The sequence below is a fragment of the uncultured Streptococcus sp. genome (assembly GCF_963456385.1).
GTDB lineage: Bacteria > Bacillota > Bacilli > Lactobacillales > Streptococcaceae > Streptococcus.
On the sequence record NZ_CAUOLF010000002.1, the window covers coordinates 99,907 to 119,233 of the forward strand.

The window sequence follows — 19,327 nt, forward strand, 5'->3', positions numbered from 1 at the left end:
ATAACTCCATCATTGCAGCAACTTAACTGAAGCACTCTAAACATCAAAAGGAGCGAAAATCACAAGCTCAAGAAACAGAAATTAGAGGCAGTCAGATAGAAAGTTTACTGTATAAAACAGCTAAGCTATAGAATTTGGGAAACTATGGCGGGAGGAAAAGAGGAAAAAAAATGAAATTCAAAAAAACTTTAATGACAGCAGGAGCCTTGCTGGCTACTCTATTTACTGTATCGACCGCAGCTGCCGATTCAAATGTTCAGAAAGTCATTGATGAGACTTACGTGCAGCCTGAGTATGTTCTAGGTTACTCCTTAGATGAGAGCCAAAAACAGCAGACCTTGCAGATGTTGGGCTACAATTCATCCAGCGACAGCAAGCCACTTAAGACCATGACACCAGAAGTCTACTCTAAAATCATGGATGTTGCTAACGACCCTAGCCTGCAGCTTTATTCTTCTGTAAAAATCCAGAAGTTAGGCGGCAATAAGCCATTAGAGGTCAAAATTGTCACTCCGCAAAACATCACCAAGGTTACTGAAGATATGTATCGCAACGCGGCTGTTACTCTAGGTGTTCAGCACGCGCAGATTACCGTTGCGGCACCAATTCCGGTAACAGGTGAGAGTGCCTTGGCAGGGATTTACTACTCTCTGGAAGATAATGGCGCGACCATTCCTCAAGAGAATAAAAACCTAGCTCAAGAAGAACTAGCTGCCCTTTCTGGTATCAATGCTGAAAACACAGGTAAGGAAGGCTATGACGCAGACAAGCTCAACGTGGCTCTGGCTGATATCAAAGCGGCTATCGCCAATGCTAAGAAGAACAACAGCAATCTGACAGCAGATGATGTCCGTAAGATTGTTGAAGAAACCTTGAAAAACTATGGTCTGACTCAGTCAGTGACCAGTGACCAAATCAACCTCATCGTGAATTTCGCTGTTAATCTTTCAAACAGTGGAGTCATTACAGATTCTGACTTTACAAAGACACTTAGTGACTTGAAAGACAGCATTGTTTCAAAGGCAGGGGATACCTTTAACAATATTAACCTCAACTTTGATGCAAACGGCCTCCTTCAAGAAGGTGGTAATTTCTTTTCTAATATCTGGAATGCCATTGTCAACTTCTTTAAAGGATTGTTTGGCGGTTAATTCCAAGACTGTATTAAAACAAGGCTAGAACATTTTAGTTCTAGCCTTGTTTGTTTCTACAGTTATCATTTAAAATAAGATTTGTTTGTTACTCCCACTCTACAGTTGCAGGTGGTTTGCTGGTGATATCGTAGACAATGCGGTTGACATGGTCTACTTCGTTGACGATACGAACAGAGATTTTTTGCAGGACATCCCAAGGAATCTTGGCAAAATCAGCTGTCATACCATCGATAGAAGTGATAGCGCGAATCGCAATTGTGTAGTCGTAAGTCCGGCCGTCTCCCATGACCCCAACAGATCGGACGCCAGTATTAACAGTAAAGTATTGCCAGATGTCGCGGTCAAGACCAGCTTTTGCAATTTCTTCGCGGAGAATAGCATCAGATTCGCGGACAGTTTCCAATTTTTCCTCAGTGATTTCTCCCATAACGCGAATAGCAAGCCCTGGGCCTGGGAATGGCTGGCGCCAGACAATTTCATCAGGCATACCAAGCTCTGTACCCAAAGCACGAACTTCGTCCTTATAAAGTGTGTTCAACGGCTCAATCAGCTCAAACTGCATGTCTTCCGGCAGACCACCAACGTTATGGTGAGACTTGATAGTCTGAGCGGTGTCAGTTCCGGACTCGATAACGTCTGTATAGAGAGTCCCTTGAGCCAAGAATTTCACATCTTTCAGTTTGCTGGCTTCGTCGTCAAAGACATAGACAAACTCGTTTCCGATGATTTTACGTTTTTGCTCTGGATCTGAGACGCCGGCTAGTTTATCAAGGAAACGTTTAGCCGCGTCAGCCTTGACGATATTCAAACCAAATTTACCGCCCAGCATATCCATGACCTGATCTGCTTCGCCTTTACGCAAAAGGCCATGATCCACAAAGATACAGATTAGTTGATCTCCGATTGCTTTCTGCAAGAGAACACCGACGACAGAAGAGTCTACACCACCAGAAAGTCCCAACAGCACCTTCTTGTCACCAACGGTTTGGCGGATTTTTTGAATTTCCATGTCAATGAAGTTATCCATAGACCAGTCGCCTTTAGCTCCACAAATATCAAGAGCAAAGTTGCGCAGGATATCATAACCAAACTCTGAATGACGAACCTCAGGGTGGAACTGAATGCCGTAGATTTTCTTAGCTGGATTTTCAATAGCTGCAAAAGGACAGTCAGCAGAAGTACCAGTACGAACAAAGTCTGCAGGAATTTCTGTTACTGCATCTCCATGGCTCATAAGAACTAGCTGGCTTTCAGGTGTTCCGTTAAAAAGACTGGAGTTAGCAGTATGTGACAGAGTTGACTGCCCATATTCTCGATTTCCAGCATGATCAGCAGGGACAACCTTGCCGCCCAGCTTGTGAGTTAAAAGCTGCATACCATAGCAGATCCCCAAAATCGGGATGCCCAACTCGAAAATTTCTGGGTCAATATCAAAGGAGCCGTCTTCATATACAGAATTTGGACCGCCGGAAAGGATAATCCCGACAGGCTGGATAGCACGGACTTCGTCAGCAGTAATCTTGTGGCTCTTGAGCTCAGAAAAAACACCGATTTCACGAATGCGGCGTGAAATCAGCTGGTTGTACTGGCTTCCGTAATCAAGCACGATGATCTTTTCGACATCTTGCAATTCAGTTCTAGTTGTCATCTGTTCCCTTTCTTAAAAGAAGTAATCTTTTCCCCTCATTTTATCACAAAAAAGGAATTTTTCCAAGGTAATAAGGAGTAAGTGTGATGAAAAAACGAATATGAGACTTTAGTTTGCTATTATCGTTTGTTTAGACCGACTTGCCATGGACGCCAGTGCTATCTCTGACTAAAATCAAATAAACAAGCTCTTAAAATGTTGATCTTTTTTGAAAAAACAACTGAATTCGTGAGAAAAGGAGCTATTCTTCAATATTTAGTTTGACATTTGAAGTATTTGGTACTAAAATAAAGGAAGGTACCAAATAAGAAAGAAGAGTCAACATGTTGCCCGCATATATCAAAATTCATGATCAGATTAAGAAAGATATTGACGATGCTATTTGGGAGATTGGAGAGCGCCTGCCCAGTGAGCGAGATCTAGCCGAAACTTTTAAAGTTAGTCGTATGACCCTGCGTCAGGCTATTACACTCTTGGTTGAGGAGGGAGTGCTGGAGCGTCGAGTCGGTAGCGGAACCTTCGTAGCCAGCACACGCGTTCAGGAGAAAATGCGCGGCACCACCAGCTTCACGGAAATCATGAAAGCACAAGGCAAAACGCCGTCCAGTCAGCTCATTTCTTATCGACGCACTCTGCCGAGTGAGCAGGAAGTGGAAAAGCTAGGCATCCATAAGACAGAAAATGTCATTCGGATGGAGCGAGTTCGCTACGCTGACGATTTGCCGGTGGTCTACGAGGTGGCTTCAATTCCAGAGAAGTTCATTAAGAATTTTAAAAAAGAAGAGGTGACCAGTCATTTCTTCCAGACCTTGCAGGAACATGGCTATAAGATCGGCAAGTCCCAGCAGACTATCTATGCTCGGCTGGCTAAAGAGAAAATCGCCAATTACCTTGATATTCCCCGCGGTCATGCCATCTTAGGACTGACTCAGATTTCTTACTTTGATGACGGCACAGCTTTTGAATACGTAAAAAGTCAGTATGTCGGCGATCGTTTTGAATTTTATTTGGAAAACAATTAATTATTGCAAAACTCTTGGTTATGACTAAGAGTTTTTAACTTGTCTTTTACTCGGCAGAAAAAGCTGATTGACGTTTTGCAATCTCATATTTCGAGTGTTTATTTCCCTTGTCAGACTAGAGTTTATCATGCTTTTCTGGTATAATGTTTCTTATGGAAATTGAAAAAACAAACCGAATGAATGCTCTCTTTGAGTTTTATGCGGCGCTTTTGACTGACAAGCAGATGAACTATATCGAGCTCTATTATGCGGATGACTACAGCCTGGCTGAGATAGCTGAGGAGTTTGGTGTTAGCCGTCAGGCTGTTTATGATAATATTAAGCGGACGGAGAAGATTCTGGAAGACTATGAGAAAAAGCTGCACATGTACTCGGACTACATTGTCAGAAGTCAGATATTTGACCAGATTACAGAGAAATACCCTGACGACAGCTATCTGCAGGAGCAGATCGGGATTCTATCTGGTATTGACAATCGAGAGTGACTATGGCTAAAAAAGTTATCTACAAGGGAATGTCTTGCTGGTTGTTGGAGTCGGAAGAATCTTTTCCTGCCAGGGTACAACTCATCTCCCCTGACGATCTTTCTAAGGCAATGCAAGAAGGCTTCAGCTGCTGGGGCTACCCAAATGAGATTATGAAAGAAGTCTCTGCTGAGGAATACGCTTGTTTAACTCGTTTTGGGAAATTTCCACTGAATTGATTGAAATAGAAACAATAGAAACTAGGAGAAATAAAAAATGGCATTTGAAAGTTTAACGGAACGTTTGCAGAACGTCTTTAAAAATCTGCGCAGAAAAGGAAAAATCTCAGAGAGTGATGTTCAGGAAGCAACCAAAGAGATTCGTCTGGCTCTCTTAGAAGCCGACGTTGCCTTGCCAGTTGTCAAAGACTTTATCAAGAAAGTCCGTGAGCGCGCTGTTGGACATGAGGTTATTGACACCCTCAATCCAGCGCAACAGATTATCAAAATTGTTGACGAAGAACTGACAACTATCCTGGGCTCTGATACTGCTGAGATTATCAAGTCACCAAAGATTCCGACTATTATCATGATGGTCGGTCTGCAAGGGGCTGGTAAGACCACCTTTGCTGGTAAGCTTGCTAATAAGCTCAAGAAAGAAGACAATGCTCGTCCGCTCATGATTGCGGCGGATATTTACCGTCCGGCGGCTATTGATCAGCTAAAAACACTTGGACAGCAAATTGATGTACCTGTCTTTGCTTTAGGCACTGAAGTTCCAGCTGTTGAGATTGTCCGTCAAGGTTTGGAGCAAGCAAAAGCCAACCACAATGACTATGTCCTGATTGATACGGCTGGGCGCCTTCAGATTGATGAAAAGCTAATGCAGGAGCTGTCAGATGTCAAAGCGCTGGCTAATCCGAATGAAATCCTCTTGGTTGTCGATGCCATGATTGGTCAGGAAGCGGCTAATGTCGCTCGAGAATTTAACAGTCAACTGGAAGTGACCGGGGTTATCCTGACTAAGATTGATGGTGATACCCGTGGCGGTGCAGCCTTGTCTGTCCGTCAGATTACTGGCAAGCCTATTAAATTTACTGGTACTGGTGAAAAAATCACTGATATCGAAACCTTCCACCCAGACCGTATGTCCAGCCGGATTTTGGGCATGGGGGACATGCTGACTCTGATCGAAAAAGCCTCTCAGGAATACGATGAGAAAAAATCGCTTGAAATGGCTGAAAAGATGCGGGAAAACACCTTTGATTTCAATGATTTTATCGATCAGCTGGATCAAGTCCAAGGCATGGGACCTATGGAGGATTTGCTCAAGCTGATTCCAGGCATGGCCAATAATCCTGCCCTCAAGAATATCAAAGTTGATGAGAAAGAAATTGCTCGCAAGCGTGCCATTGTATCCTCTATGACACCGGCTGAGCGGGAAAATCCTGACTTGCTGAGTCCTAGCCGTCGCCGTCGGATTGCCAATGGTTCAGGTAACAGTTTCGTCGATGTTAATAAATTTATCAAAGACTTCAATCAAGCTAAGCAGATGATGCAGGGTGTTCTGTCAGGCGATATGAGCAAGATGATGAAGCAAATGGGTCTTAATCCAAACAATATGCCTAAGAACATGCCTGGTGGCGGAGGAATGCCCGACATGTCAGCTCTTGAAGGCATGATGGGCCAAGGCGGTATACCAGATATGTCAGGCTTAGGAGGAGCCGGCATGCCGGATATGAGCCAAATGTTTGGTGGCGGCCTCAAAGGGAAGGCTGGAGAATTTCTAATGCGCCGCAGTATGAACAAGATGGCCAAGCAAATGAAGAAAAACAAGAAGAAGCGGAAGTAGGAGGAGAACTTCATTAAACAGCTTTATTCTTAGTAAAATATTAGGGAAAGTCTAAAGGAATTATTATGGAAAGAAAAAATAGGAATCAAACTAATTCAAAAAATGTCATTGCAAAGACTATATCTCAATTCGCTGAATTAGGAATAAACCAAATTAAAACTGCAATTACAAATTTTATTTCTCTATTTATATTTGTTATAGTTTTAATTTTTGCTGTTATTTATATAGGGATTCCATCTTTGGGAAGTTTATTTAATTCATTATCTCCTTGGAATCAACAAAAACAAGAAATAAGTGCAAAAAATAATGTGAGAGATGCCTATTCTTCAATTATAGGGAGTAACGTAGGTGTTATCTCTCAAAATGGTTTTATTAGTTGGTTTAGTAGCAAAGAAGCGAAAGAAATTGATATTTCGATACCAAAGCTAATTAATTATTCTCCTCTGTTTGATGATGATTCAAATAGAAGTCAGTTAAAAACTGCTTTTGAATCATCGTTTAACAAAGATACAAGTTTCCAATCTGCTGGCACTTATAAAATATTCTATGACGGAGAATTAGTTGTTGGCTGGAAAGATGGGGAAAAGATTAGCAGTTTCAAAGATTTATCCAAGGTTCAAAAGAAAGAGATACTAGCCGATTTACAAAAGAAAATTTGGAATAAATCAAACGTAAAATTTAATGAATGGGAAAAAATTGGGGATCAAGATAATGTTGATTTTGATTTCAAACCTTCTTCCAACCGAGTTAAGATTATAGGAAAATTTCTGGATGAAGGTGGTTGGTTCTTTGGCGTTGGTAAGAAAAAATATAAATTATATGTTGAGTATGATTTGAAAGACGATGATACACCTGTTTTAGTAGATAAAAGTTTGAAAGTGGAGGAAGTAAAATGATATTAGTTAAGAAATTTTGCTTTCCTCTGATTGTTACTGCTTTATTTATTTCAATTTTTCTGGGTTATAATAAATATTCAGAAAGACAATTGTTGAAGCAAGACTTAAATCTAGATGGTATTTTTATTAATGTAAAAGGTGTAGAAATATCTACTGAAGAAACAAATTATTTTGAAAGTAAGCCTTATAAAAAAATTAAAATAGAAATTCCCTCACTATCTTCTCAACTTGATGATCAAACATCTAGTAATTCTAATAATAAAGGAACACCAAATCAAATTATTAATAGAGAAAAATTTGATAAAAATTTTGTAGATTGGTTGAAATCGATTTACGATGAAAAAATTGCAAAAAGATATACAAAAAGAATTGAAATTTGGTATAGAGATATCAAGGTTGTAGATAAAGAATATAAATGATAATCAACAAGCTACATAAATCCGTTATGTGGCTTGTTTTTGGAAACATCAGATTCAGATACGGAGACTAGAATGAGGCCTTTTTTGACTCAATTGATTCATCGACTTGCTAAAACCTTTCAAAAATTATTGAATAAGCTGCCTTCCCACCCTATTTCTCATCTACCTGCCAGCAAGGTCAAAATGAGTCCTATTATCATGATTCCTGGTAGTTCTGCCACGGAAAATCGCTTTAATCGAATGGTTAAAATGCTAAACCGCAATCAGCATCCACATCATAACCTAGTCCGTATTAAAATCTGGAATGACGGACACATGACTTATCGGGGGCATTTGAAGCGTAAGGACAGAAACCCCATTTTTGTGGTTGGTTTTCAGAATAATCGTGATGGATATGAAAACATCAAGCAGCAGGCGGCAATGTTTGACGCTGCCTTGACTGTTTTGCGAAACAAGTACTCTTTTAACAGTTTTAAGGCGCTGGGACATTCTAATGGTGGTCTAGTTTATACAGTATTTCTGCAGCAATACCTAGCAAATCATTCCGGACTTGAGATGGAAAAACTCCTGACTATTGGCAGTCCTTATAATCTGAACAAGAAGAATCTCAATCATCGAGTTGATATGTTAGATGACTTTGTAGCCAACCAAGAAAAACTTCCTAAGAAGCTTCAGCATTTGTCGATTTTGGGAATCTTTTTCCGAGATGGTGACGGAATTGTTCATAAAAGCAGTGTAGAGGCTGGGAGCTTGATTTACAAAGGAAAGATTGCTTCACACAGAGAAGTAGTCGTCGTAGGCAAGGATGCTCACCATTCTTCCTTGCCGCAAAATGAACAGGTAGTTGATTTGATTAAAGGATTTTTATTCTAGTAATTATTTTACATAATTTAATTTGGTAAAAAATTAGAAAGGCGATAAAACAATGAAAATGACAGACATTCTTCATAGGTATTATGGTGACTTTGATCTGATAAATGAAAAATGGAATGAAGACTATGAAAGCATTTTGATTAAGCCAAAGGATGATCAAGAATATAAAAGATGCCGTTTGGCAAAGAAGACACCTAAAAAAGAAGGCTACTTTACAGTCTTTTGGAAAAAAGACCAAGACAATAAGAACATTCCATATACTGATAAAGACTTAGGTGATGAACTGGTAATTGTCGTTATCGACGACCGTCATTGCGGTATATTTATCATTCCCAAAGAGGAGGCTATCAGTAAAAAAATTCTTTCTACAAAGGATTGTAAAGGAAAGATGGCTATGCGGTTTTATCCGTCCTGGTGCACAAATTTAAATAAAACAGCTCAGGCAACACAAAAATGGCAACTGGATTATTTTCAAAAAATTGAATTAGAAGAATAAGTTTCAGGTAAAACAAGACAGAGTTTAGTTTCTCAATTCTGTCTTGCTTTTATTATTTGTTATCTGTTTTGTAGTAAAGTTTGATTGCTTATCTCCCTCTATTATCTTTCCGAAAAACTATAATTTTCTTGAAAAATATATCTAGATATGCTATACTACCATTATAGAAAAAACGGAGAAATGTGATGAGACGTGAACTGTTATTAGAAAGAATTGATAGACTCAAAGCCACTATGCCCTGGTACATTCTGGAATATTACCAGTCTAAGCTGGCGGTGCCTTATAGTTTTACAACTTTATACGAATATCTCAAAGAATATGATCGCTTTTTTAACTGGATGCTAGAATCTGGTATCACGGATGCTTCGCATATTGCTGAGATTCCTCTCTCAATCTTGGAAAATATGACCAAAAAAGACATGGAAGCCTTCATTCTTTATCTGCGCGAGCGGCCGCTTCTCAATGCCAATACAACTCAAAATGGTGTTTCCCAGACAACCATTAACCGGACTCTTTCGGCTTTATCTAGCCTCTACAAATATTTGACTGAGGAAGTCGAAAACGAACAGGGCGAGCCTTACTTCTATCGAAATGTGATGAAAAAAGTTGCTACTAAGAAGAAAAAGGAAACTCTGGCAGCCCGTGCAGAGAATATTAAGCAGAAGCTCTTTTTAGGGGATGAGACAGAAGAATTTCTCCAGTATATTGATACGGAGTACCCCAAGAAACTCTCTAATCGAGCTCTGTCCTCCTTCAACAAGAACAAGGAACGTGATCTAGCCATTATTGCCTTGCTACTAGCCTCTGGCGTTCGTCTGTCTGAAGCTGTTAATCTGGATCTGAAAGACATTAATCTCAAAATGATGGTCATTGAAGTGACAAGAAAAGGCGGAAAAAGGGACTCTGTCAATGTTGCTGCTTTTGCCAAGTCCTATTTAGAGGAGTACCTGAGTATTCGAAGCAAACGATACAAGGCCGAAAAGACGGATACAGCCTTCTTTTTGACTGAATACCGAGGCACTCCGAATCGAATCGATGCTTCCAGTGTTGAAAAAATGGTGGCCAAGTATTCTGAGAGCTTCAAGGTGCGAGTGACGCCTCACAAACTCCGCCACACACTTGCTACACGTTTATACGATGCAACCAAATCTCAAGTTCTCGTCAGTCATCAGCTAGGGCATGCTAGCACTCAGGTAACGGACCTCTACACCCACATTGTCAATGATGAACAAAAGAACGCTTTGGACAAACTATAAATTACATAATTTAAAATATGTAAATAAAACAATAATAACAAAAGAGCGAAAATCTAGTTTAGATGCTTCGCTCTTTTTCTTATAAAAACTCAATCCAATAATTACGATGAGGTTCAACAATCAGCGGTTTGCCCCAGAAGTGCTTGAGATGTTCTAGATTTGCTGCTGTGACAGGTCGATTTTTAGAGTTGTACTTTTCAGCGCTTTCTCTAGTTAGGAAGCATTTGACCGCTTCGTAGGAGCCTTCTGCTGTCTCTCTATTCAGCCCTTCAAAGCTAATTTCATCACCCGGCTGAGGATTATCCGTAAAGAGTTTTCCTATAAAGTAAACTGTCTTACTCTTCATCAAATCGTAAGCCTTGATATTCTCTATCCGGTTATTAGCTGCTGCAAACATGATGCAAAAGCTGTCGACAAGGTCCTTCAAGGGCATCAGATCTTCCTTGGGAACGAAGACATCTACCATGTAGAGCCCGCCAATGACTAGGTTTTGGAAAGAAGGTTGCTGAATAACATTATCTAACGCCATGCCAAGCGGTAATTTCACGGCTTGATAGCCTGATTTTTCAAATTCTTCTTTCTTTTTCTCATAATCTTCTGGAGATATGCTAACATAAAAGTTGTCTGGATTAGGAGATGGTTTTTTCTTCAGAAAAGCTACAACTGTGCGATCCAACTGCTCAAACAGATCAAGGCTTTCTACTGGGACTTTTTGCATCAAGGCACCCCTTTCTCTGGTTCCCTATCATTTTATCATATCTGGTAGATAAAACCTAGAGAAAACTAGCTGGTTAAGGAAACGTAAGAATGTTGTTGATTTGAAATATACTGTTTACATAAAAAACCAAACTCTTCGAGAGCTTGGTTTTCTTTATGTCATATTTTAACCGACGATAGCTTCGGCAATCTCTTCTCTGCTGATTCCAGCAAAGTAGCGGCTAATATCAATCGTTTCAAGAGCTTTAAGGACATCTTCGCGCTCGTATTTAACGCCGCGCAGCACATCTTCTACTGCTGCTACGTCCTCAATACCAAAGAAGTCCCCATAGATTTTAATATCCTGAATCTTGGATTCAACAACATTGGCAAAGATTTCTACCTTACCGCTGGTAAACTTGGTACCACGGCGCACATTGTATTCAGGCGATTTACCGTAGTTCCAGTCCCAAGTTCCAAACTTGCTATCTCTGATTTGCTTGATTTCTTCCAGTTCTTTCTCGGAAAAGACATATTCTGTCATTTCTGGATATTCTTTCTTCATGTAATCTAGAAGAAGATCGCGGAATTCTTCGACAGTAATCTTTTCCGGCAATTCATTGACAATATTTGTCACGCGTGCACGGACAGATTTAACCCCTTTTGATTCGAACTTGTCTTTAGAAACCTTAAGTGCATTGGCCAAGACAGACAGATCAACATCAAAGAGTAGGCAGCCATGGTGCATGATACGGCCATTGATATAGGCCTGCGCATTGCCACAGAACTTCTTGCCATCAATCTCTAGGTCATTACGGCCGGTGAATTCAGCCTTTACCCCAAGTTCTGCCAAGGTGTTGATAACCGGCGTAGAAAAACTCTTGAAGTCAAAGGCACGATCTTCGCTTTCCTTGGAGATAATGGTGTAGTTGAGGTTGTTTAAATCGTGATAAACAGCTCCACCGCCGCTGATACGACGCACGACTTCAATGCCATGCTCACGAACATAATCACGGTTGATCTCTTCGATAGTGTTTTGGTGACGCCCTACGATGATAGAAGGTTTGTTAATCCAGAGCAGGAAAATTTCATCCTCATCTAAGAGGTGTTTGAAAGCATATTCTTCCAGAGCAATATTAAAAGCTGTATCATTTGAGTAGTTAACAATGTATTTCATAAGCTACCTCTTTATCTTTATACGATAGAGACTGGAACAATGTTTTATGCCCAGTCTAATCTATCTTTTAAATTATTTTTTCTTAGGTGAGTGAACTGCCAATCCAAGTACGTCCGCAAATGCTTCGTACATAACTTCTGAGAAAGTTGGGTGACCGTGAATGGTCTTAAGCATTTCTTCTACGGTGATTTCCATTTCGATGATGGTTGATGCTTCGTTGATCAATTCTGCAGCTGCAGGACCGATGATATGGACACCAAGCACTTCACCATACTTCTTGTCAGCGATGACTTTAACGAATCCTTGAGCTGCGTCTGAAGCAATAGCACGGCCATTAGCAGCGAAGTTAAACTTACCAATTGCTACATCGTATTTCTTACGAGCTTGCTCTTCTGTCAAACCAACTGCTGCTACTTCTGGCAGGGTGTAGATAGCTGCAGGTGTCAGATTGAGTTTAGCAACATGGTGGTTACCTTTCAGAGCATTTTCAGCAGCAACTTCACCCATACGGAAGGCTGCATGGGCCAGCATCTTAGTACCATTGATATCACCTGGTGCGTAAATACCTGGAACAGAAGTTTCCATATACTCATTGACCTTGATACGACCACGATCCAGTTCGAATTCAACCTCACCGATTCCTTCTAGATCTGGCACACGTCCGATAGAAAGCAGGGCCTTATCTGCGAGGATATCTTCTTTTCCTTCAACCTTGATATGTAGTTTACCATTTTCTTCGATGATTTCTTCCAACTTAGTTTCAGTTAGAATTGTCATACCCTTACGCTCCAAGATGAGGCGAAGGTTTTTAGAAACTTCCGCATCCATAGCTGGTACAATGCGGTCCATCATTTCGATAACGGTAACTTTTGAGCCAAATGTCATGAAGGCTTGTCCAAGCTCAATACCGACAACACCACCGCCGATAATTACAAGATTTTCAGGCACTTCGTTCATTTCCAGAATATCATCACTAGTCATAACAAGAGATGATTCCATACCTGGGACATTGATCTTGCTGACTTTTGAACCACCAGCCAAGATAATCTTCTTCGTCTCTAGCAGATTGCTGCCGTTTACAAGAACATTCTTGTCTTTAGTAATGGTACCAATTCCCTTATGAACATCTACGCCATAGCTGCGAAGAAGGCCAGCAACACCGCCAACAAGCGTATTAACAACCTTGTTTTTAGTTTCAAGGACCTTGTCCATATCAACTGTAAAGTTTGGATTTTCAATGATGATACCGCGGTTAGCAGCGTGACCAAGGTTTTCAATGATTTCAGCATTGTGCAAGTATGTCTTAGTAGGGATACAGCCACGGTTCAAGCAGGTTCCGCCTAGCTCAGACTTCTCAACTAAGGCAATCTTACCACCCAGCTGGGCTGCTTTGATAGCCGCTACATAACCAGCAGGTCCGCCACCGATAACTACGATATCGTAAGCATCATCACTCTTATCATCATCTGTATTTGCCGCTGCAGCAGGAGCTGGAGTTTCCGCAGGTGCAGTTCCACCAGCAGTTGGAATGTTTTCTCCTTCTTCTCCCAAGTAACCGATGACTTCCGTAACTGGAACAGTTTCACCGTCACCTTTGAGAATGGCAATCAGGTAGCCATCTTCTTCAGCTTCCAATTCCATGCTGACCTTGTCAGTCATGATTTCCAGAAGGATTTCCCCTTCTTTGACAAATTCGCCGACTTTCTTATTCCATTGGACAATTTGCCCTTCGGTCATATCCACGCCGGCTTTTGGCATAATTACTTCTAAAGCCATTTTTCTTTCCTTTTCTAATTTAATTTTTCATTTGCTGATTGCTTCTTCGCTTTTTAGAATAGCAAAGAAAATAAAATCTTATACCAACATTGAAATTGGATCTTCAATCAAAGCCTTCAAATCCTTCATAAACTTAGCTCCAGCCATTCCATCAACTACACGATGGTCAATGGTCAAGCCCAGACTCATAATTGGACGGATAACAATTTCGCCATTAACAACGACAGGTTTCTCTACCGTTGAGCTCACACCCAAGATAGCAGAGTTTGGCTGGTTGATGATTGGCCCAAAAGACTGAACGCCAAACATACCTAAGTTACTGATTGTGAAGGTTGAATTTTGCAGCTCGCTTGGAGCCAACTTGCCTTCCAAGGTACGTCCGATTACATCTTTAAAGGCTACTACAAGCTCTGATAGACTCATTTTTTCTGCATTGTAGACAACTGGCGTCATCAGGCCATTATCCATACCGACTGCCATTGAAAGGTTGACATAGTTGTGTGTGATAATGGTCTTGCCATCCTCTGTCAAAGTTGAGTTGAGATACGGATGCTTCATCAGTGTCTTCACAACAGCCAGCGAAAGCAGGTCTGTGACAGTTACTTTCTTGCCAGTTGCTTCCATGATTGGATCCAGCACTTTTTTACGCAAGGCCAGCATTTCTGTCATATCAACATCATAGTTGAGGGTAAATGTTGGCGCCGTCAGGTAAGATTCTACCATCCGCTGAGCGATAACCTTTCGCATCGGCGTCATCGGGATATGCTCAATTTCACCGTAAGGAGTGACATTATCAGGCACTTCTTCCACTTTTTCAATTTGAGCAGGAGATTTGATTGTATCGCTCTCAACATTCTCAGGCAAGAAAGCAAGAACATCCTTCTTCATAATCTTGCCACGATGGCCAGTTCCTTGAATCTCTTGCCAAGCAATATTATGTTCTTGGGCAATTCGTTTTGCCAGTGGTGAAATGCGCACCACATTTGTATCTTTATAAGTTTCCACGTCTTCTTTGTGGACACGACCGTTTGCGCCTGAGCCAGAAACATCATAGAGGTTGATTCCCAAATCATCCGCTAACTTTCTAGCCGCAGGAGTCGCTCTTAGCTTGTCATCAGCCATGACCTCTCCAATTCTAATTATGATACTAAGGGCGTGAAAAGCGATTGAAAAATAGGAAATCAATGCAGGCTTCGATGAAGCCAAGAAGATTCATCTTTTTTCCGAACTTTTAGCCCATGTTCAACTCTACAAGTAACTTGGATACGAAACGTATCTCAAGTTACTACGGTTGTTGCTATCTGCGACCAACCTAGTAGACTTAATAATTCGCTCATCGGATCAAATCGGTCCGAATAACGATTGTCTGTAATTTGTAAAATTTTAGCTACTTTGACCCTCTACACAAGATTAGATTACATAAAATAATTTATGTAATCTAATTCATAAGAAAGCCTTTTCTTTATTATACCTTATTCTTTATGATATGTCTTCCGAATAGCGTCTTTGATGCTTTCAACGGTCGGAATCATCGCGTTTTCCAAGTTTTGCGCATAAGGCATTGGCACATCTTCACCTGCACAACGGCGGATTGGAGCATCTAGATAGTCAAATGCTTCAGACTCAGAAATAATCGCCGAAATTTCACCAATGAAACCGCTAGTTTTGTGGGCATCATTAACCAAAACGACCTTACCAGTCTTCTTAACAGAATTGATGATAATATCCTTATCAAGCGGCACCAATGTACGTGGGTCGACCACTTCTACAGAGATGCCTTCTTCTGCCAATTCTTCCGCTGCCTGCATGACACGGCGAAGCATTTTTCCGTAAGTAACAACTGTTACATCGGTACCTTCTTTTTTGATTTCACCTACACCGAGTGGGATTACATACTCAGGATCTAGTGGCACCTCGCCTTTTTGGTTAAATTCAGACTTGTATTCTAGGATAATGACCGGGTTGTTGTCTCGGATAGATGCTTTAAGAAGGCCCTTCATATCTGCCGGAGTTCCTGGAGCGACTACCTTAAGCCCTGGAATGTGGGTAAACCAAGATTCCAAAGACTGCGAGTGCTGAGCGGCAGAACCAACTCCATTGCCTGCTGCACAGCGGACAGTCATTGGGACTTGTCCTTTTCCACCAAACATATAGCGCGTTTTAGCGGCTTGGTTAACAATAGCATCCATGGCGATTACAGAGAAGTCCATAAAGGTCATGTCTACGATTGGACGCAGCCCTGTCATAGCTGCTCCAGCTGCTGCACCAGAAATAGCTGCTTCAGAAATCGGACAGTCACGTACACGCTCTGGCCCGAACTCTTCCAGCATACCAACAGATGTTCCGAAATCTCCACCAAAGACTCCGACATCTTCTCCCATCAAGAGTACATTTTCATCACGACGCATTTCCTCAGACATAGCGAGGATAATGGTGTCACGGAAAGACATAGTTTTAGTTTCCATTTTCTTTTTCTCCTCTCTTTAGTCTGCGTAAATATCTTCAAAGGCAGATTCAAGCGGCGGAAATGGGCTCTCTTCTGCGAACTTCACAGATGCTTCTACTGTTTCTTTGACTCCAGCTTGGATAACTTCCAGCTCTTCCTCGCTTGCAATCTTGTTTTCCAGCAAGTACTTACGAAGATTTTCAATTGGATCTTTTTTCTTCCATTCTTCCACTTCTTCACGAGTACGGTATTTACCTGGGTCAGAAGATGAATGTCCCAACCAACGATAGGTCACGCTCTCAATTAAGACAGGTCCTTTACCACTGCGAACATGCTCCACAGCCTTTTGGAAACCTTCATAGACATCCAGAACATTATTGCCATCTTCGATGAACATACCTGGAATACCATAAGCTGCACTGCGCTCGTGGATGTGCTCTACATTGGTCATTTTCTTGATGTCGGCAGAAATACCATAGCCATTATTGATACAATAGAAAATAACGGGCAGATTCCAGATAGAAGCCATGTTGACTGCTTCGTGGAAGACACCTTCGTTGGTAGCACCGTCACCAAAGAAGCAGACAACAATCTTGCCTGTCTTCTGCATTTGCTGGGTCAGAGCTGCTCCGACAGCAATTCCCATGCCGCCACCTACGATACCATTAGCACCAAGGTTTCCGGCATCTAGGTCAGCAATGTGCATAGAGCCGCCTTTTCCTTTACAGGTCCCGGTGTATTTCCCTAGGATTTCCGCCATCATTTCGTTGAGGTTGATTCCTTTGGCGATAGCTTGACCGTGTCCCCGGTGATTAGAAGTCAGTAAATCATCCTCATTTAAGGCCAGCATAGCACCGACATTGGCTGCTTCCTCACCCACTGAGAAGTGAGTCATTCCAGGAACCTTTCCTTTTTTTACAAGTTGAGCAATTTTTAAGTCCATACGACGGATTTCTTCCATCTTACGGAACATCTCTAACAAAAGATTTTTATCTAAAGTTGCCATTTTTTTGCCTTTCTAAGCATAATTCTTCTATTTAATTCTATCTAAAGCTGTAAGCACTGTCAAAACTTTTGCTCACTTATATTTCACAAAGAAAAACCAGTCAATCCATTGGATAAACTGGTTCCAGAGCTCAAAATAGAAATTTCACAAACTTTTTGTGCTAGAGTAGTTTTTACTATTTTGAAACTGTTATACGAAAATAATAGCAGAGCATGCTTCTGATTAATCTGCCTGTTTAGCAAAATCTGCAATCATCTGCTCCATCTGCTCGCGGCTTGGTGTTGTCAGCATATAAAGGTAGTCACCTTGCAGCTCCGCAAATGCAGCTGGCATGTCTTTTTTAACCTTGAAGTTATCTCTATATTTCTCCAGCAAGTCAGCTTCAGGGTAAGCATAGTTTGTTGATGCACGGCGTGAGGTTGCCAGACAGAACAAGGGCTCCATGTGAGCAGCTGGGAAAGGCTCTCCTGCTACAATCGCTGCATAGCCTCTGTAAAGATCGATTGAGTGAGCGAAATTATAGACATCAATGGTAAAGCCACCTGCTGGACGGTTATTGTACTCAATGGCTACATAATCATCACCCTCGCGGAAGAACTCAATATGGAAAAAACGTTCTTTCATGCCGAAAATTTTAACAATCGCTTCTCCATAAGCGCGCAGTTTTGGATCCATATCCTTGAGGACGTAGTAAGAATTATCCATCTTATAGATCATCAAATCCAGCGGTGTATGCGCATAGTCAAAGGTGGTTGCAAAGACGATCTGACCGTCCTTATCTACCAAACCATCAAAAGTACAGATTTCGCCAGACTGGACAAACTTTTCAAAGAAATAAGCGGTCTGATGATCCCATTCTTGCTTGAATCGTTCGACATCATCTGCTGTTTCCAATTTAAAGGTCGCAGCTGCTCCCACTCCATTATCAGGCTTAGCAATCAAAGGCAGGCCAAGTTTCTTGACAGCCAAATCAGCTCCAGCTTCTGTATTGACAATCTGACCAGGTACGACTGGAACACCTGCTTTTTTAAAGAGTTTCTTCATCTCTGATTTGAACTTGGTCTTTTTCAAATCTTTTGGTTTTGCTCCAAAAACATTGAATTGCTCACGCAACTCAGCGTCCAGTTCAAGCCAGTATTCGTTATGAGACTCAATCCGATCGATAGGCCCATGCTTGTAGAAAAGAAAGGCCACCGCTCTTTTAACTTCGTCAAGATTTTCAAGATTTTCTACTCTGAAATATTCAGTCAATGAATCCTTCAAAGGCTGGTCTAGTTGGTCATAAGGCTCCTGACCAATTCCCAGAACAGTGATTCCTTTGTTAGCCAGTTCTACAGTAAACTGCTGAAAATTTTGCGGATAGTAGGGAGAAATAACAATATAATTCATAGGAAACCTCCTTTAAAGATTGAGTTCATTAAGGAAATAAGGCATTTGCTTACGCCACCAAATCCAGTCATGGGAAACATCATGACCCCATTCGGCAAACCAAGCTGGAATATTCTTATGCTCAAAAGCTTCTTTCAGCGTGTAGAAGGAAGGCAGGCCATCCTGCTCCCAGTCACCCAAGCCAGTACAAACGATAATATCGGCCTGTCGATAGCGGTCAATAAACCAGCCATCATTTTGATTCCAGATATAGTCTGCTGGAGAGTTTTGATAAATGACTTCGTCATTCAAATTGTCACCAACAAAGAAACGTGCATCATAGACACCACTGAGGGCAATCACTTTATTGAAAACATCTGGATGCTGCAGGAAGAAATTAACAGCATGATAAGCTCCCATGGAGCAGCCTGTCGTCATCATAGGGTCAAACCATCCTGTCTTATGCTTGACAAAAGGAATCGCCTCTTCGATGACATAACGCTCATATGCACGATGCATTTCTGCTCGGTCGTGAGGATGCTTCCAGTCCGCCAACCAGCTCTCACTATCAACACTGCTGAGAGTGAAAAACTGGACCTTACCAGCCTCAATAAAACCTGCGCAGGCCTCAATCATACCAAAGTCAGCATACTCATTATGGCTGCCGCCTGATGATGCAAAGACTATAATCGGGAGCCCAGCGTGGCCATAGCGATTGACATACATTTCACGGCCTAGATTACCGCTCCAATGACTTAAAAATTCTACATGCATAGTTT

19 protein-coding genes are annotated in these 19,327 nt (G+C 41.4%); 10 read left to right on the forward strand and 9 right to left on the reverse strand.

Going from position 1 to position 19,327, the window contains the following annotated elements; translation table 11 throughout:
- Window positions 1-170 precede the first annotated feature (170 nt).
- A complete protein-coding gene (locus RP262_RS01340) occupies window positions 171-1,151 on the forward strand; it encodes a DUF1002 domain-containing protein (protein WP_311154051.1) in 981 nt (326 codons plus the stop codon).
- An 88-nt stretch (window positions 1,152-1,239) separates the two neighbouring features.
- Here RP262_RS01340 and guaA read toward each other — a convergent pair whose 3' ends face one another.
- Window positions 1,240-2,802, reverse strand: a complete 1,563-nt coding sequence (guaA, locus tag RP262_RS01345) for a glutamine-hydrolyzing GMP synthase (RefSeq protein WP_311154052.1) — start codon at window positions 2,800-2,802, stop codon at window positions 1,240-1,242.
- 323 nt (window positions 2,803-3,125) lie between these two features.
- Between guaA and RP262_RS01350 the strand changes: the two genes are divergently transcribed.
- The 9 genes from RP262_RS01350 to xerS all read left to right on the forward strand — a co-directional run bounded on the left by RP262_RS01350 (window position 3,126) and on the right by xerS (window position 10,079).
- Window positions 3,126-3,824, forward strand: coding sequence for a GntR family transcriptional regulator (locus tag RP262_RS01350; protein WP_002912444.1), 699 nt, complete (start codon window positions 3,126-3,128; stop codon window positions 3,822-3,824).
- 152 nt (window positions 3,825-3,976) lie between these two features.
- The gene (locus tag RP262_RS01355) at window positions 3,977-4,309 is read left to right on the forward strand and encodes a putative DNA-binding protein (protein ID WP_032907526.1); all 333 of its coding nucleotides are present in this window, start codon (window positions 3,977-3,979) and stop codon (window positions 4,307-4,309) included.
- Between the two features lie 2 nt (window positions 4,310-4,311).
- Window positions 4,312-4,527, forward strand: a complete 216-nt coding sequence (locus RP262_RS01360) for a hypothetical protein (protein ID WP_002912446.1) — start codon at window positions 4,312-4,314, stop codon at window positions 4,525-4,527.
- Window positions 4,528-4,564: 37 nt separating this feature from the next.
- Complete coding sequence (gene ffh / locus RP262_RS01365; protein ID WP_002912447.1) at window positions 4,565-6,139, forward strand: signal recognition particle protein; 1,575 nt, start codon at window positions 4,565-4,567, stop codon at window positions 6,137-6,139.
- Between the two features lie 65 nt (window positions 6,140-6,204).
- Window positions 6,205-7,035: a hypothetical protein gene (locus RP262_RS01370; RefSeq protein ID WP_002912448.1), complete on the forward strand. Its 831-nt coding sequence runs from the start codon at window positions 6,205-6,207 to the stop codon at window positions 7,033-7,035.
- Complete coding sequence (locus RP262_RS01375; RefSeq protein WP_002912449.1) at window positions 7,032-7,454, forward strand: hypothetical protein; 423 nt, start codon at window positions 7,032-7,034, stop codon at window positions 7,452-7,454. Before RP262_RS01370 ends, RP262_RS01375 begins: the two co-directional genes overlap by 4 nt.
- 72 nt (window positions 7,455-7,526) lie before the next feature.
- Window positions 7,527-8,327 carry an alpha/beta hydrolase gene (locus tag RP262_RS01380; RefSeq protein WP_311154053.1) on the forward strand — a complete coding sequence of 267 codons (801 nt, stop codon included), beginning with the start codon at window positions 7,527-7,529 and terminating at the stop codon, window positions 8,325-8,327.
- 52 nt (window positions 8,328-8,379) lie between these two features.
- Entirely contained in the window at window positions 8,380-8,823 is a 444-nt protein-coding gene (locus RP262_RS01385; RefSeq protein ID WP_227969399.1) for a MepB family protein, read from the forward strand.
- Between the two features lie 185 nt (window positions 8,824-9,008).
- Entirely contained in the window at window positions 9,009-10,079 is a 1,071-nt protein-coding gene (gene xerS, locus RP262_RS01390; RefSeq protein ID WP_002909738.1) for a tyrosine recombinase XerS, read from the forward strand.
- A 79-nt stretch (window positions 10,080-10,158) separates the two neighbouring features.
- On the opposite strand, the gene RP262_RS01395 is transcribed toward xerS, so the two are convergent.
- From RP262_RS01395 to RP262_RS01430, 8 genes are all read right to left on the reverse strand, one after another.
- Window positions 10,159-10,797, reverse strand: a complete 639-nt coding sequence (locus RP262_RS01395; protein ID WP_002909737.1) for a hypothetical protein — start codon at window positions 10,795-10,797, stop codon at window positions 10,159-10,161.
- A gap of 165 nt (window positions 10,798-10,962) precedes the next feature.
- Window positions 10,963-11,952, reverse strand: a complete 990-nt coding sequence (locus RP262_RS01400; RefSeq protein WP_002895497.1) for a lipoate--protein ligase — start codon at window positions 11,950-11,952, stop codon at window positions 10,963-10,965.
- Window positions 11,953-12,024: 72 nt separating this feature from the next.
- Window positions 12,025-13,728: a dihydrolipoyl dehydrogenase gene (gene lpdA / locus RP262_RS01405; RefSeq protein WP_311154054.1), complete on the reverse strand. Its 1,704-nt coding sequence runs from the start codon at window positions 13,726-13,728 to the stop codon at window positions 12,025-12,027.
- A gap of 78 nt (window positions 13,729-13,806) precedes the next feature.
- The gene (locus RP262_RS01410) at window positions 13,807-14,850 is read right to left on the reverse strand and encodes a dihydrolipoamide acetyltransferase (protein WP_311154055.1); all 1,044 of its coding nucleotides are present in this window, start codon (window positions 14,848-14,850) and stop codon (window positions 13,807-13,809) included.
- A gap of 350 nt (window positions 14,851-15,200) precedes the next feature.
- The gene (locus tag RP262_RS01415; RefSeq protein ID WP_002900354.1) at window positions 15,201-16,193 is read right to left on the reverse strand and encodes an alpha-ketoacid dehydrogenase subunit beta; all 993 of its coding nucleotides are present in this window, start codon (window positions 16,191-16,193) and stop codon (window positions 15,201-15,203) included.
- An 18-nt stretch (window positions 16,194-16,211) separates the two neighbouring features.
- Window positions 16,212-17,180, reverse strand: a complete 969-nt coding sequence (locus RP262_RS01420; RefSeq protein WP_311154056.1) for a thiamine pyrophosphate-dependent dehydrogenase E1 component subunit alpha — start codon at window positions 17,178-17,180, stop codon at window positions 16,212-16,214.
- A gap of 222 nt (window positions 17,181-17,402) precedes the next feature.
- On the reverse strand, window positions 17,403-18,569 hold the full coding sequence (locus tag RP262_RS01425) for an ATP-grasp domain-containing protein (RefSeq protein WP_311154057.1): 1,167 nt from the start codon (window positions 18,567-18,569) through the stop codon (window positions 17,403-17,405).
- A gap of 12 nt (window positions 18,570-18,581) precedes the next feature.
- Complete coding sequence (locus RP262_RS01430; RefSeq protein WP_002915194.1) at window positions 18,582-19,322, reverse strand: esterase family protein; 741 nt, start codon at window positions 19,320-19,322, stop codon at window positions 18,582-18,584.
- Window positions 19,323-19,327: the final 5 nt, after the last annotated feature.

Bases quoted from the DNA above. Each gene is read 5' to 3' on its own strand.
- RP262_RS01425 (WP_311154057.1), bottom strand. From the start codon at position 18,569: ATGAATTATATTGTTATTTCTCCCTACTATCCGCAAAATTTTCAGCAG.
- RP262_RS01385 (WP_227969399.1), top strand. From the start codon at position 8,380: ATGAAAATGACAGACATTCTTCATAGGTATTATGGTGACTTTGATCTG.
- RP262_RS01380 (WP_311154053.1), top strand. From the start codon at position 7,527: ATGAGGCCTTTTTTGACTCAATTGATTCATCGACTTGCTAAAACCTTT.
- xerS (WP_002909738.1), top strand. From the start codon at position 9,009: ATGAGACGTGAACTGTTATTAGAAAGAATTGATAGACTCAAAGCCACT.
- RP262_RS01395 (WP_002909737.1), bottom strand. From the start codon at position 10,797: ATGCAAAAAGTCCCAGTAGAAAGCCTTGATCTGTTTGAGCAGTTGGAT.
- RP262_RS01370 (WP_002912448.1), top strand. From the start codon at position 6,205: ATGGAAAGAAAAAATAGGAATCAAACTAATTCAAAAAATGTCATTGCA.
- RP262_RS01355 (WP_032907526.1), top strand. From the start codon at position 3,977: ATGGAAATTGAAAAAACAAACCGAATGAATGCTCTCTTTGAGTTTTAT.
- RP262_RS01410 (WP_311154055.1), bottom strand. From the start codon at position 14,850: ATGGCTGATGACAAGCTAAGAGCGACTCCTGCGGCTAGAAAGTTAGCG.
- lpdA (WP_311154054.1), bottom strand. From the start codon at position 13,728: ATGGCTTTAGAAGTAATTATGCCAAAAGCCGGCGTGGATATGACCGAA.
- RP262_RS01430 (WP_002915194.1), bottom strand. From the start codon at position 19,322: ATGCATGTAGAATTTTTAAGTCATTGGAGCGGTAATCTAGGCCGTGAA.
- RP262_RS01400 (WP_002895497.1), bottom strand. From the start codon at position 11,952: ATGAAATACATTGTTAACTACTCAAATGATACAGCTTTTAATATTGCT.
- RP262_RS01340 (WP_311154051.1), top strand. From the start codon at position 171: ATGAAATTCAAAAAAACTTTAATGACAGCAGGAGCCTTGCTGGCTACT.
- guaA (WP_311154052.1), bottom strand. From the start codon at position 2,802: ATGACAACTAGAACTGAATTGCAAGATGTCGAAAAGATCATCGTGCTT.
- RP262_RS01360 (WP_002912446.1), top strand. From the start codon at position 4,312: ATGGCTAAAAAAGTTATCTACAAGGGAATGTCTTGCTGGTTGTTGGAG.
- RP262_RS01415 (WP_002900354.1), bottom strand. From the start codon at position 16,193: ATGGAAACTAAAACTATGTCTTTCCGTGACACCATTATCCTCGCTATG.
- RP262_RS01375 (WP_002912449.1), top strand. From the start codon at position 7,032: ATGATATTAGTTAAGAAATTTTGCTTTCCTCTGATTGTTACTGCTTTA.
- ffh (WP_002912447.1), top strand. From the start codon at position 4,565: ATGGCATTTGAAAGTTTAACGGAACGTTTGCAGAACGTCTTTAAAAAT.
- RP262_RS01420 (WP_311154056.1), bottom strand. From the start codon at position 17,180: ATGGCAACTTTAGATAAAAATCTTTTGTTAGAGATGTTCCGTAAGATG.
- RP262_RS01350 (WP_002912444.1), top strand. From the start codon at position 3,126: ATGTTGCCCGCATATATCAAAATTCATGATCAGATTAAGAAAGATATT.